This window comes from Acidipropionibacterium jensenii DSM 20535 (genome assembly GCF_000425285.1).
Classification (GTDB): Bacteria; Actinomycetota; Actinomycetes; order Propionibacteriales; family Propionibacteriaceae; genus Acidipropionibacterium; species Acidipropionibacterium jensenii.
On sequence record NZ_AUDD01000037.1, the window covers coordinates 1 to 14,454 of the forward strand.

General features: G+C 64.1%; 6 protein-coding genes and 2 pseudogenes. 5 read left to right on the forward strand and 3 right to left on the reverse strand.

Going from position 1 to position 14,454, the window contains the following annotated elements:
* Positions 1-306 precede the first annotated feature (306 nt).
* From H590_RS0112990 to H590_RS0113010, 3 genes are all read left to right on the forward strand, one after another.
* Positions 307-5,091, forward strand: a complete 4,785-nt coding sequence (locus H590_RS0112990; RefSeq protein WP_036982533.1) for a DEAD/DEAH box helicase — start codon at positions 307-309, stop codon at positions 5,089-5,091.
* 945 nt (positions 5,092-6,036) lie between these two features.
* Positions 6,037-6,846, forward strand: a complete 810-nt coding sequence (locus H590_RS17550) for a hypothetical protein (RefSeq protein ID WP_126412610.1) — start codon at positions 6,037-6,039, stop codon at positions 6,844-6,846.
* 290 nt (positions 6,847-7,136) lie between these two features.
* Positions 7,137-8,287, forward strand: a protein-coding gene (locus H590_RS0113010; protein ID WP_126412609.1) for an IS3-like element ISAar43 family transposase whose coding sequence is annotated in 2 segments (ribosomal slippage) — positions 7,137-7,407 and positions 7,407-8,287 — 1,152 coding nt in all. Because the reading frame shifts where the segments join, the coding sequence is not laid out codon by codon here.
* 685 nt (positions 8,288-8,972) lie between these two features.
* On the opposite strand, the gene H590_RS0113015 is transcribed toward H590_RS0113010, so the two are convergent.
* Both H590_RS0113015 and H590_RS0113020 read right to left on the reverse strand, forming a co-directional pair.
* Complete coding sequence (locus tag H590_RS0113015) at positions 8,973-10,673, reverse strand: hypothetical protein (RefSeq protein ID WP_028703862.1); 1,701 nt, start codon at positions 10,671-10,673, stop codon at positions 8,973-8,975.
* Positions 10,670-11,371 carry an ATP-binding cassette domain-containing protein gene (locus tag H590_RS0113020; protein WP_028703863.1) on the reverse strand — a complete coding sequence of 234 codons (702 nt, stop codon included), beginning with the start codon at positions 11,369-11,371 and terminating at the stop codon, positions 10,670-10,672. Before H590_RS0113020 ends, H590_RS0113015 begins: the two co-directional genes overlap by 4 nt.
* A gap of 501 nt (positions 11,372-11,872) precedes the next feature.
* Between H590_RS0113020 and H590_RS18095 the strand changes: the two are divergent.
* Positions 11,873-12,675 (forward strand): annotated as a pseudogene (locus tag H590_RS18095) (transposase family protein).
* Positions 12,676-12,855: 180 nt separating this feature from the next.
* Here H590_RS18095 and H590_RS0113025 read toward each other — a convergent pair.
* On the reverse strand, positions 12,856-13,869 hold the full coding sequence (locus H590_RS0113025) for a LacI family DNA-binding transcriptional regulator (protein WP_084149533.1): 1,014 nt from the start codon (positions 13,867-13,869) through the stop codon (positions 12,856-12,858).
* Positions 13,870-14,256: 387 nt separating this feature from the next.
* Here H590_RS0113025 and H590_RS18100 point away from each other — a divergent pair.
* Positions 14,257-14,454: pseudogene (locus H590_RS18100) on the forward strand (ISL3 family transposase); the annotation flags it as partial.

Consider the following 14,454-nt stretch of genomic DNA (forward strand, 5'->3'; position numbering starts at 1 on the left):
CCGGTGGTGTCGGGTCCCACGAACAGTGAGGGATCGGGCATGTCGGGCAGTCGAGAACGTTGGAAACTGGGTTTGGCGAGCAGGGCGTGCTCGATCGCCCAGATGGCGTCCTGCTCACTGACTCCGTGCCGGCCAGCACTGTGGGTGAACGTCACGGACAATATTGTACCCCAATAATGTTCGCGTGAGGTGCCCGGTGGCTGTTCTGGTCACTGCCGGGTGGGGAGACGGATGGTTCGGCCCTGGGCCTGTGGCGGGTGTGAGGTCGATACGCTGTGGCCCAGTCGGGGCGGAAGGGAAACGCTGGTGGCGAAGGTCAGGACGATCCAGGATGTGATCGAGGAGTTCGGCTGCGAGCCGTCTGCGGTGGTGCGGGGGACTCGGTTCGAGGAGTTGATGGCTGGCTACTTCGCCGCCGACGCCACCCTGGCGGCCGCCTATGACGAGGTGTTCCGGTGGCCCGAGTGGTCGCACAATGAGGGCACTCATGACACGGGGATCGATCTGGTGGCTCGCGAACGCGAGTCGGGCGAGTGGACGGCGATCCAGTGCAAGTTCTACGACCCGCGTCATCGGTTGCAGAAGGCCGATATTGATTCGTTCTTCACGGCCTCGGGGAAACGCTGGGACGGTGTCGCGTTCACTGATCGGATCATCATCTCGACCACGGACCGGTGGTCCCGTAATGCCGAGGATGCGCTGCGTCATCAGAGCGTGCCTGTCCAGCGGATCGGGATGGCCGATATTGCTGAGTCTCGTGTGGACTGGATGTTCCACGCTGATGACCCGTTGGGGTTCACTCCGCGCAAGGCTGTCCGGTTCGGGTTGCGGCCTCATCAGAGGGAGGCCATTGATGCGATCCAGGCTGGCTTCGAGTCTCATGATCGGGGTCAGTGGATCTCGGCGTGTGGGACGGGTAAGACGTTCACGTCGTTGAAGTTGGCCGAGCGGCGCTGCGCTGAGAACGAGGGGCATTTGACGGTGTTGTTCCTGGCGCCGTCGATCTCGCTGGTCTCTCAGAGTCTGCGGGAGTGGCTGGCCCAGTCCCAGACCCCGATCCGTCCGTTCGTGGTGTGTTCGGACACCAAGGCCAGCCGTCAGGCCGAGGACATCACCGTTCACGACATTCCGCTGCCGACCACTGACCCGGACCGGCTGGTGGCCGAGATGGCTCGTGGTGGGCGGCGGGGCCGGCAGATGACGGTGATCTTCTCGACCTACCAGTCGATTGATGTGGTGGCCCGGGCGCTCAAGCAGTCTGGGGCGGGCCCGTTCGATCTGGTTCTGTGTGATGAGGCCCACCGCACCACCGGTGTCACCCTGGCCGGTGACACGGGGGAGTCGGCGTTCATCAAGGTCCATGACAACTCGTTCCTGCCGGCGCTCAAGCGGTTGTACATGACCGCGACCCCCAGGATCTATGGCACCGATGTGAAGAAGAAGGCCGATGACGCGGCCGCGGTGTTGACCTCGATGGACGACCAGGCGATGTTCGGGCCGGTGTTCCACCGCCTGGGCTTCGGCCAGGCCGTGGAACGGGGCCTGCTGTCGGACTACAAGGTGATGATCCTGGCGGTCGCCAATGACGCCATCGACCCGGGCATGCAGGCCTGTCTGGCCGGTGAGGGCCACGAGTTGAGCCTGGATGATGCGGCGAGGATCGTGGGGTGCTGGAACGGGCTGGCCAAACGCACCACCGACATGGATTTCGGCGATCATCCGACGCCCATGCAGCGGGCGGTGGCGTTCGCCGCCAACATCAAGGCCTCCAAGGCGTTCGCCGGGGCGCTGCCCCAGGTCGTCGACCAGGTCATCGGTGATGATGCCGGGTTGCAGGTCGACGCCCACCACGTCGACGGGACGATGAACGCGCTGACCCGTGCCGACGAGTTGGCCTGGCTCAAGGCCCCGGTCCCGGAGGGGGAGTGCCGGATTCTGTCGAATGCCCGGTGCCTGGCCGAGGGTGTGGACGTGCCGGCGTTGGATGCGGTGTTGTTCCTGTCCCCGCGTAACTCGCTGGTCGACGTGGTCCAGTCGGTGGGCCGGGTGATGCGCAAGGCCCCGGGCAAGGACTACGGGTATGTCATCTTGCCGGTGGCGATCGATGCCAGTGAGGAACCGTCGGTGGCGCTGCGCGACAACAAGCGCTTCAAGGTCGTCTGGGATGTGCTGAACGCCCTGCGGGCCCACGATGACCGTTTCGAGGCGATGATCAACACCATCGACCTGGACCACAGCACCGGCGGCAAGGTCTCCATCGACGTGTTCCCCCCCGCCGACGATGACAACCGGCCGGACGGCCCGCAGCCGGTGAACCCGTTCGCCGGCACCCAGCCGCTGCTGGTGGGGTCGGATCTGTGGCGTGAGGCGATCCTGGGCCGGATCGTGAAGAAGTGCGGCCAGCGGGAGTACTGGGAGTCGTGGGCCGATGACGTGGTGGCCATCCACGCCAACCAAGTCCGCCGCATCACCGGCATCATTGCCGCCGCCCGCCACGACGGGGCGCCGGTCGCCGGCCAGTTCGACATGTTCCTTCAAGGCCTGCGGGCCAACCTCAACGAGTCGATCGACGCCGCCCAGGCCGTTGACATGATCTCCCAGCACCTGATCACCCGGCCCGTGTTCCAGGCCCTGTTCCCTGCGGGCTCGTTCGCCGAGCGCAACCCGGTCTCGATCACGATGGGACAGATGGCCACCGCCCTGGAAGGCTACGGACTGGCCGCAGAGACCGCACAGCTGGACCGGTTCTACGACTCGGTGGGCCGCCGCGCCTCCCAGATCCGCACACCGGAGGGTCGCCAGAGTGTCATCCACCAGCTCTATGAGCAGTTCTTCCGCACAGCCTTCCCGGCGCAGTCGTCCTCGCTGGGGGTGGTCTACACCCCGGTGCCTGTCGTCGACTTCATCCTGCGGGCCGCCGACCAGGTGTGCCGCGACCAGTTCGGCTACGGCATCACCGATCCCGGTGTCCACGTCCAGGACCCGTTCACCGGCACCGGGACGTTCATCGTCCGACTCCTGCAATCGGGCATCATCAAACCGGCGGATCTGGCCCGCAAATATGCTGGGGAGTTGTGGGCCAATGAGTACATGCTGCTGGCCTACTACATCGCCGCAGTCAACATCGAGACGACCTACCAGGCCCTCGTCGCCGAACAGCACCCGGACCGTCCGGTGGACTATGCGCCGTTCCCAGGTGTCACGTTGACCGACACGTTCCAGATCACCGAGAAGGGCGACCGGGTCGACACGAGCCTCATCCCGGTCAACAACCAGCGCATCGAGGCCCAGCTGGCCGCCCCGATCAAAGTCATCGTGGGCAACCCGCCCTACAGCGCCGGCCAGACCTCGGCCAACGACAACAACGCCAACCTGCCGTACCCGACCCTCGACGGGCGGATCGCCGCGACGTATGCGGCCCAGTCCACCGCGACGAACAAGAACAGCCTCTACGACTCCTACATCCGGGCATTCCGGTGGGCCACCGACCGCCTCGGCGACCAGGGGGTGGTCGCGTTCGTGACCAACAACGGCTGGCTGGATGGCAACACCGCCGACGGAATCCGCAAGACCTTCCAAGCAGAGTTCTCCGACATCTGGGTCTACAACCTGCGAGGCAACCAGCGCACCGCCGGAGAGCGTTCACGTCAGGAGGGGGGCAAGGTCTTCGGCTCCGGATCACGAGCCGGTGTCGCAGTCCTGGTCGCCGCCAAGAACCCCCACCAGACCGGCTGTCACATCCACTACCACCAGGTGCCGGACTACCAGTCACGCGAGGACAAACTCGACGACATCACCGACGCCACCTTGACCACCACCGGCTGGACCACCATCACACCCAACACGGACGGGGACTGGCTCAACCAACGCAACCCCGCCTTCCAGGCCTTCATGCCGATCGGCCTCAAGGACACCAACGACCCGACGCCGCGCATCTTCACGCTGCACTCCCGCGGCCTGGCGACCAGCCGGGATGCGTGGTGCTACAACGTCAGCCGCGAGGCCGTCGAGGCGAATATGAGCCGGATGGTCGACGAGTACAACCTCGAGGCCACCACCTGCACCGGCGACGAGAGCAAGCTCACCACCGACCCCACACGGATCAGCTGGAGCGCCAACCTGAAAGCCGATGCGCTGCGGGGACGGACCCACCAGTTCCACCCCGAGCGCATCTACGAGTCCCTCTACCGGCCGTTCTGCCACCAGAACGCCTACTTCGACCGACCACTCAACGAAAGGGTCTACCGACTCGAGTCCATCTTCCCCACCCCCGCACACGACAACATCGGCATCACCGTGATCGAGAGTGGAGCGCGTGCCCCCTTCTCCGTCTTGATGACCGATCAGCTCCCCGACAGCAAGATCTACGTCGATGCGGCACAGTTCTTCCCCCGCTGGACCTATGAGCGGGCCGACAGCGACGACCAGGACGCCCTGCCTGCCCCCGACGAGACCGTCGACGAGTGGGGCTACCGGCGTGTCGACAACATCACCGACCAGTCCCTGAAGACCTATCGCGACGCGTTCGGCGCGCAGGTGTCCAAGGACGACATCTTCTCCTACGTCTACGCCGTCCTCCACTCGCCGCAGTACCGCGCCATGTTCGCTGCAGACCTCAAGCGCATGCTGCCCCGCATCCCGCTGGCCGCCTCCCGAGACGACTTCGAGCGGTTCGTCGCGGCTGGCCGAACGCTGGCTGACCTCCACATCGGCTACGAGACTGTCGAGCCCTACCCGCTGTCAGAACAGCACAGCGACACCGTTACCGGTCGTGAGGCCTACCGGGTCCAGAAGATGCGATGGAAGGACAAGACCACCAAGAAAACCCTCATCTACAACACTCACATCACCCTCGACGACATCCCCGCCGTCGCCAACGAGTACATGCTCGGCTCCAGATCGGCGCTGGAGTGGATCATCGACCGCTACCAGGTCAAGACCGACAAGGCCTCCGGCATCATCAACGACCCCAACCAATGGGCCACCGAGCACCACGACCCCCGCTACATCCTCGACCTCATTAGACGCGTTACCCGCGTCTGTGTCGACACCATGGCGGTCGTTGAAGCCCTGCCGGGGCTCCCGTTGTGACCGATCCCGAACCCCTGGATCCGTGGACTCGGATCGACGTGTCGGGGTGGAAGGTGAACCTTGTTGAGCCGGCCGGGTCGACCGCCGGCATGTGGCTGATCAGACCGGGCACCACACAGCACTGGTTGTGCAAGCTGACTACGACTCCGGCCACAGGTGTGGAGCAGGGCGAGGACTGGGCGGAGGTGGTGTCCACCCAAGTGGCACGGGCACTGTCTGTGCCCTGCGCTCAAACCTGTCTGTGCACCCAGGACGGCCAACGAGGATCGCTGTCGCTGTCGGTGAGGCCCTTCGGCTATGACTTGGTCGAAGGAAAAGTTCTGCTCCAAACTGAGAGTGTTCCCGGCTACGTGCCGTATGAGGTGGGCGGTCATGCAGCTGATCCTCAGCGGCCCGGCGTCGAGCGGCCCGGCCACACTTTGGAGAACATTCGGAGAGTCCTGGACCAAGTAGAGCCCCCCGATGGATGGATGGGGCCTTCCACGGCGACTGGGTTTGACGTGTTCGTGGGGTACTTGGTGCTCGACGCCCTCGTGGCCAACCGTGACAGGCACGAGGAGAACTGGGCGGTCCTACGGGCTCAGACGAACGATGTCGCTGACCGAGTGTCTCCCTCCTACGATCATGGTGGGACCCTGGGATATCAGCTGTCCGAAGCCGCCCGCCTCAGCTGTCTCGACAAGCCGGATGGCGTGGCTCGTTGGGCGAAACGCGGTACCGCCTGGCGGTTCGAACATCGACGACCTGCGCCCACTCTTGTCGAGGTTGCCGTACGGGGACTGGAGATGTGTCGGCCGGCCACTGCCGTGTGGTGGCGGTCTCGCCTGCACGACCTTGACCTCAGTGCCGTGGTTGAGCGGGTATCGTCAGGGGTTCCGGGAATGTCTGAGCTGGCCGGTAGGTTCATCACTGAACTGCTCAATATGAACGTCAGGAGGTTGCGGGATGCCTTACACATCAGTGCTTGAGCGTGCCAGTGCCGATACCGCCACCCGTGTCGTGGACCTTCTGGTGTTGTGGCAGCGCCCCGACACCAGGCAGATCGTGCCGATTGGACGGTTCGGCTTTAACGGCGTCGAGTACACGTTCTCCTATACCCGCACTGCCACCGAGCTCAGCAGCTTCCGGCCGCTTCCGGGTCTTGGCGGCTTGTTCGATCGCTACCAGTCGACCACGATGCCTGCGGTATTCAGTCAACGTGTTATGTCCGATCAGCGGCCCGACTACAGCAGCTATCTTCACAGCCTGGGCCTGGAACGGGCCACCCCGTGGGAACAGATCGTGTACTCGGGTGGTCCCCGGGCTGGGGACACGTTGCAGTTCATGCAGATGCCGGTGGTGTCTGAGGGGACGGCGACAGCTCAGTTCCTGGTGAACGGGATCTCGCACATTCCCGATGGACTACTGCGCCTCGACGATCGGACGGTTCAGGTCACCAGGCCGCAACTGGATGGCGCTCTTGCCGGGGTGCAGAAGTTCCAGAGTGTCCGCCTCGCCAGAGAGATCGACAACCCCGAAGATCCCCACGCGGTACTTGTCATGGATGGGACTGTCCCGCTGGGATGGGTGCCCCGTGTTCTCTCCCAAGGTGTGCGCCAGCTCATGGACGCAGGTTTGGCAGAAGCTGTGGTGGACAATCTGGGTTCTGTAGGTGCATCGGACCACGAGCGCCTGACGTTGACCATCAGGACCTCAGCCCCAGAAGGATTCAGTTTCGATCCTGACGGGCGGTGGGATCCCGCCTTCCGCGGGTGAGTAGCGTCGGTGCTCCGGAGATTGCTCACCAATGGCCACCTCGACTGCCTCGTCGACCGCATCTTCGGCGCCACCAAGAAGCATGCCTGCAACCATGACGGGGAAGCATTGCTGTACAAGCGGTACTCGTCCAGGACGGGTCTGGGGCCACTCGCATGACATGGGGAATTGCCGCTGACATTGCGACAACATTCGGCGTGTTCGTGGTGGGCTGACCCCGTCTGGTAGGTCCGGTGGTTGTGTGAGTCGTCCTGTTGCCCGGGGGTCCGGGCAGGGAGACTGGTCAGATCATGACGAACAGCAGGAAGCGTCACACTCCGGAGCAGGTCGTCCGTAAGCTCGGGCAGGCCGACAGGATGCTCGCGGGCGGTAGCGACATCGCCGGGGTGTGTCGAGAGCTCGGAGTGTCCGAGCAGACGTACTACCGGTGGCGGAACCAGTACGGCGGGCTGAAGGCCGACGACGCGAAGCGGCTGAAGGAGCTCGAGAAGCAGAACGCCACGCTCAAGCGGCTGCTCGCCGAGGCAGAGCTCGAGAAGGCCGCGCTCAAGGAGCTGGCTGAGGGAAACTTCTAGGCCCGGGCAGGCGCCGCGCCGCCGTCGACCACCTCAAGCGCAAGCTGCGGGTGAGCGAACGAATGGCGTGCCGTCTGGCCGGGCTGAGCAGGTCCGCATACCGTCGCCCGCTCCAGGGCGAGACGACAGCCGACCCGGACCTGGCGTTGCGGGACTGGCTGCGGGCGTATGCGAAGAAGCACCCGCGGTGGGGATACCGCAGGGCCTACCACGATGCCCGCGGCGAGGGGTGGGTCGTGAACCACAAGAAGATCCAACGGCTCTGGCGCGAGGAAGGGCTGCGCGTCCCGCAGCGGCGTCGCCGCAAACGCGTTGGGTCTTCGACCGTCGACGCCCCGGCAGCGGTCGCACCGAACCTCGTGTGGGCGGTGGACTTCCAGTTCGACGCGGACGAGCAGGGCCGTCCGATCAAGATCTGCTCCATCGTCGACGAGCACACCCGCGAGTGCATCGGCGGGCTCGTCGAACGGTCGATCACCGCGGACCGGCTCACCGCCCACCTCGAGGACCTCGTCGCCGTCCGCGGCGCCCCCGCGGTGCTCCGATCCGACAACGGCCCCGAGTTCATCAGCGACGCGATGGCCGACTGGGCCGGCACCCGCACCGGCCTGTTCTACATCCCGCCCGGCTCGCCCTGGCACAACGGGTACGTCGAGTCGTTCAACAGCAGGCTCCGCGACGAGTGCCTGAACATCAACAGCTTCTACTCGCTGCTCCACGCCCAGGTCGTGATCGGCGACTGGAAGACCGAATACAACCACGACCGCCGGCATTCATCGCTCGGCTACCTCGCACCCGTCGACTACGCTCGGCAATGCACCCATCAATCGGAAACCGACGACTCGCACAGCGACCGGACCGAATGAAGGGGGCGGCCCAGCACGTAGCCGACCATCTGCCCAGAATGTCCATTCACACCTAAACCCTACGGCAGCGTTGTCCATTATGGCTGGAACCGGCATGGTTGGACACGTGTTTGCGTGGGCTGGGGGAGTGTCTGGTGGGGTATACCCCACCAGACACTCCCGGATGCCCAGCCGATGGCGGGACTGTCAGATGAACGGTGTGTGAGGCCCGGTGGGTTTCATTGGTTGGTCTTCTCAAATCGTCAGTGGACGGTGCTGCGGTGGCCGACCTTCAGGGCGAGGATGACCAGCGTCGTGTCCTCAATATGGAACAGGATCCGGCTAGTTGTTGCGGGTCATGACGTTGTAGTCGCCGATTCGGTAGCGTCGCTGGCTGGATCGATTGATGGTCAGTCCAGGACTCCGTGTCCGAGGACCTGGCAGTGCGGCGATGTCGCATGCTGCGCGACATGTCGGGGACGACGCCCGTGCCGATTGTGTGGCGGTAGCGGGCCTGGTGGTGCGGGGATGAGCGCTGCGTGCGGAAGAGTTCACAGCACGAGTGCCGTCCCTGCTCCTCCAGCGCGCCCAGCCCGGCGGTGTGCTTGCATATTTGGAGTTGGCTGAGGCATTAGATGGTGGGCAGGGCTGGTGCTCGTGAGTTGCAGCAGATACAGCTCGTTCTCATGGCTTATCTGTTAGGGGGTCAGCCCCTGCAGTGGGCAAGTGAGGTGAGTGTTCTGGAGATAGTTGGTGATCCCTGGGTGGGGTTGCCGGTGATGAGGTCTTGGACGTCGGTGAATTGGGTACCAGCGCACCAGCCGGCGATGGAGTAGGCCAGCGACTCTCGGACCCAGTGCTCGTCCAGTGCTGCTGGGGTGCTCAATCTGCGGCTGAGGTTCAGGCCTACGGTTGGTCGTGTCGTGGCTCGTGCTTGCTCGGGTACGAGGCCTTGGGTCATCTTGTTGGTGAGGCGGATGGTTCTCGGTAGCGGTGTGGACGGGTCGGCCTGCTGGTAGACGGTCCGTATGGTGTGGGCGGCAGCAGGCAGGTAGGCCCTGTTGGGTTCGGTGGTACACACCGTTACCTGTTCGTGAGGAACAGCCATGCATGCGGTGTAGCCGTACTCGGCTGAGAGCTCGTTGTCGATGCCGTTGTCGGCGAGGCGGGGCAGGGGCAGCAGGGCGATCATTGACAGCACCAGACACAGGGGAGCCAGCCATATCCTCCGGCTCAGGTGGCCGATGGCGGCTCCGACGAGTGCCCCAGCTATCACCATCATCATGGCTGCCAGCGTGCGTCCTGATCCGGCCATTACCTCGTGGACCATCACCCGAGCGGGGATGCCGTGACCGAGGGGATCGAGGGCAGCGGCCGCGGTGAGCACCAGAACGGGGATGCCGGTTCCCGTCACGGCGATGAGTGCCGCGATGGTGAGGGTGCGACTCGCCACTGCCATCGGCTGGCGTGTCGACAGTCTCTCCCAGATGACCAGCGCGCTTCGCCATCGTGTCTGCCCGCACACGACCCCAGTCATCATCGATACTCCTACAGGGATGAAGACGACTGATGGTAAGTCCTGGGAGAGCAGCAGGCGGGGGCTTCCACCCCAGGCTGAGATGTTGGACAGCAGCGTCCACCCGGTGAGCACGGCGATGAGTGCTGCTAGGGGAACCGCGAGGGTGGCTCGTGTGAAGCCGCGGGTGAGCAGACTGGTACGGCGCTGGACGGTTGAGTTCTGAGGCCGGACGGTTTCGGCAGAACGTGGTGCCGGCCAGTGCTGTGGGTGGTGGCCCGCCACGTCGATCCTGATGTCGGCGAGCAGGACAACGACTCCCGTCATCGCCAGTGCCAGGCACACGGGCACACTGAGGTCGGGGGCGCCCCCGTACATGTGTAGGACGCCGGGGGCGCGCAGTGCACCCCAGGTGCTGTCGGTCGCAGACGGGTACAGCGGCCAGGAGAACATCTGCGATGCCAACGCGGCTGCCATCGGGGCCACCCACATGGCGACCGGGGGGAGTACTGCAAGGCTGATCAGTCCGAGCCCGACCAGGCCCAAGATGTCGCGGAACACCGCAAGACTCCCGAAGTCGCCGACATGGGTTGGATAGCTCCCCAGCGAGACCACCAAGGCCACGAGAAGGACGATGAGCAGCAGCCCGACCCGCCGGCCCGTCAGGGACCGCGGTGCGACCTTGTCGATCTCGGTCTCGAAGGTGAACAGGAACATCAATGGCAGTGCCGTCACCGCCGCGATCCACAAGGTGGCGACCTCGACGGTCCCCCCATCGGTATCCACGCCGAGTGTGACCATGGCGGTGACCGCGAATGCGCTGACCACGGCGATGGCTGTGATCAGTGGAATGTGGTGATGGCGCAGCCACAACCCGATCCCGCGGGTCATCGGCTGACCATCGCGAGGTACTTGCTCCTCACCGCGTCAAGATCGCGGGAGACCGTGAAACTGCTGAAGCTCTCATCGGTGATGAAATGGCCGGAGTCCATGATGGTCACGGTCTCGGCGATGTCGATGATGTCCTCGACGATATGGGTCGAGACAATGGTTATGGCATCACGAGAAACCTGACCCAGCACCGAGGCGAGTTCGGCACGCTGAGCCACGTCCAGCCCCGCCGACGGTTCATCCAGTACTAACAGGTTGGGTGAGCCGACCAGTGCCGATCCGATCCCGAGGCGCCGGCGCATCCCGCCAGACAGTGAGCCGACCCTGTCGTCTGCACGCGCATCAAGGTCAACGACGTCCAGTATCCGGGAGATCTCACCAGACTGGTCGGGGGAGGGGATCCGGTGCAGCCAGCACATGTATGCCAGGTGCTCACGGACCGTGAACCTCGACTTCCTGAGGTTCTCCTGCGGGCAGTAACCCAGGCGCGTGCGGATCCGGTCGCCCCTCAAACCGTCCAACTCCACAGTCCCGGAGGTCGGACGCCGAATGGTGGCCACAGTGGTCAGGAGCGAGGACTTGCCCGCACCATTGGGGCCCAGTAGTGCGTGGAAACCGGGTCCCAAAGACCATGACACGTGATCTACCGCGACTCGGCGGCGGTATCTGACCGACACATCGGTGACTGTCAATCTCATAGCGATCTCCCCTCAGATCATGCCGTGGCCCGAACGGCCCGAGGCCCCGCACAAGTAGTGTGCGGGGCTTCGGGGAGATCGGCTCATTTCACCTCGAATGTCCAGCTATTAGCATGCCCCACCAAACAGGTCACACTGGTGTAGGACTTGGGTTTGGTCCACGGTGAGGTTCGGTCAGGAGCATTCCGGCAGTCCGCACGGATCCTGAACTGGCCAGTGCCTCCAGAGCAGGTTCCGACCACCGCTCGGCCGCTTTCACGGGCGCCGCATCCCGTTGGTGTGGCCATTGCAATACTCGGAGACGATACTGCAAATCCGATAAAAGCTGCGGCGGAAATTCCCAATGCCCCTAGTGAGGTTTTCTCACCAGACCTGACCGTGGATCATCGGCGTTGATGCTGTGGCAAGGGGTGATGGTCGACTCGGGTGGGTGCATGCGGGTCGGGTGGTGCAGGATCGGTTTCTGCCAAGAGACCGTCCCTGTAACAGAACCGAGCCCGCATGCTGTCCTATCGTGCCACCCTTGACCTTCCCACCACCATCGTTCGCCGCATCTCCGCGTGGCTGTCGGCCCACCGACGCCGACATGACCGCCGCCCCTGGCAACGCGCCGCCACCTGCTGGACCCAAGCGATCCTGCTCTGCCGCTGGATGTGTGATGCGACGCCCATCCACCGCTTGGCCCGTGACCATGGCCTGTCCCAAGCCACCTGCTACCGCTACCTCCACGAGGCATTGGACGTGGTCGCCGACCACGCACCCGACCTCCACGAGGTCCTCGACGAACAACATGCCCACGGCGCGGCGTTCGTCTGCCTCGACGGCACCCTGATCGCCACCACCGCCGTCCACACCCCTGCCGGACAAGGGAAAACCACCGATGCGTGGTACTCGGGAAAACACCACCGCCACGGCGGAAACGTCCAAGTCCTCACCGACAGCTCCGGTTTCCCGATCTGGACCTCGCCGGTATCCCCGGGCTCGACCCACGACCTCACCGCCGCCCGCCAACACGTCCTGCCGGCCCTCTACCCAGCCGCCGCACAAGGCCTGAAAACGTTGACCGACAAGGGCTACCAAGGCGCCGGCATCGGCATCTGCCACCCGATCAAGGGCCACGGCCTGGCCCCGACACCAACACCCGCAACCGGCTCATCACCCAACTCCGCGCCCCAGCCGAACGAGCCAATGCCATCCTCAAACGCTTCAAGGCCCTCCAGAAGGTCACCCTCGACCCCTGGCGCATCACCCAGATCGTCCGCTCAGCCCTCGTGATCGCTACTCACGTGCGAGGAGCCTGGTGAGAAAACCTCACTGATGGGCAGGGCAGGGAAGAGTTCACTCTTGATCCGGATCCTGGATGATCCGTCGCAGCCGGTGCTCTCCCGCTGACATGTCGGCTCCGAGATGACCAGAACGCCGTCCCCGGGTGCCGCATCGCACTGGTGCCACGAGATCATGGACTTGCGTCTCGGGGCTGGGTGTCAACAAGTAAGGTCACGCACCGTATTTCTTTCGATGAGCCGCACAGGCAGCACGCCACTTGTGATCTCGCCGGATTCGTCCCCAAGAGCGTTGAGGAGCAGCTGGGCGCATCGGTGAGCCTTGGCGGAAACGTCCTGGGCGATCGTGGTGAGCGGCGGTGTGGTCACCTCCGAGATCTCGAAGCCGTCGAAGCCCACGACCGAGATGTCCCGCGGCACCGCAAGACCATGCCTGCGCAGTCCGTGCATGAGACCGGCGGCCAGTTCGTCGGAGGAGCAGAATGCTGCGGTCGGTAAAGGCCTGAGCGCCAGCACTTGTTCGGCGGCAGCAATGCCTGAGTCAATCCGCGCCGTACTGACGTTGTGGGCGATCGTAGGTCTGGGAAGTCCGGCGCTTGCGAAGGTGTCCCGGAAACCATGTAGTCGCTCCGCCATCAGGCCGACCTTCCGTTGGGCCTTGACACCGATGAAGCAAACCCGCCGATGTCCCTTGGAGACGAGGTAGTCACCGGCAAGACGTCCGCCTTCGTAGTCGTCGATGCGGACCGTCAGCACATCGGGGGAAGAAGAGTAGTTGTCGGGGAACAGCATCGGTATGTCTGATGCCGCGCGCAGAGAGTCTACTTCGCGTGCTCTGGTCTTGACGAAACAGGCGGCGTCGACAGACCACGTCTTCAGGCTGCGGATGGTCGCGGCCAGGTCAGTGCTCGCGTGGAGCAGTACGCAATAGCCGTGCTCTTGTAGCTCGGCGGTGATCGCGCCGATAAATCTGGCGTCGTGGGTGCTACGCAAGGCGTCAACGGATCTGACATTGATCACGATTGCTATGAGCCGTGAACGATGCCCGGATAGCGCACGTGCAGCGCCATTGGGCACGTAGCCGATCTGTTCAACTGCTGCCCAGACCCTTTTGGCGGTGGTTTCGGAGACCTTTCCGGGTCGTCCAGCGAGCACGTTGGAGACAGTCATGGTGCTCACACCCGCTATTTCTGCAACATCGGCAAGGCCCGTCACAGCTGTCCTTCCTATTAGCTTTTCACAAGATACCACCTGTCACGACGTCGAAGTCGATCGCTAAACCTGCTGGCGACAACTTGTGGATCTGGCGGATACTGGGCGAAGTCTGCTCCTTCCAGTCGGACTACCTGTGCGCACTGATGATCATCGCCAAAGTTCGCCGGTGAGCGACGTCTTTCTGCTGCACGGCATCGAGCTGGTTGCCGCCACTGGCAAGCAACCGCCGGGACAGGTGTGGACCACCGTCCACTCAAGGATGTGGGGCTCTTCCCAGATGAGGGTGTAGCGCACGTCGCGCGGCGGGCCGGCGCGTCGGTGGCCGGATAGAGGTCGAGGTCTCCCGAGGATGAGAGCTCCTACACACTCAGCCCGAAAGACCTCGACGTGCACGACGCTACCGTCGGCGGGCGCGCTGATGCGTTCGCCAGCCCCGACCTGACTGCCTTCTGCCGCCTCGACGAACTCGGCCTCGTTGTCACCGGGCAGCGACTCGAGCCGGATCGTGCCGTATTGGCCTGCCAGGTGGTCGAGCCCGACCAGTGGTGCCGGCGCTGCGGCTGCGAAGGGAGACCACGTGACACC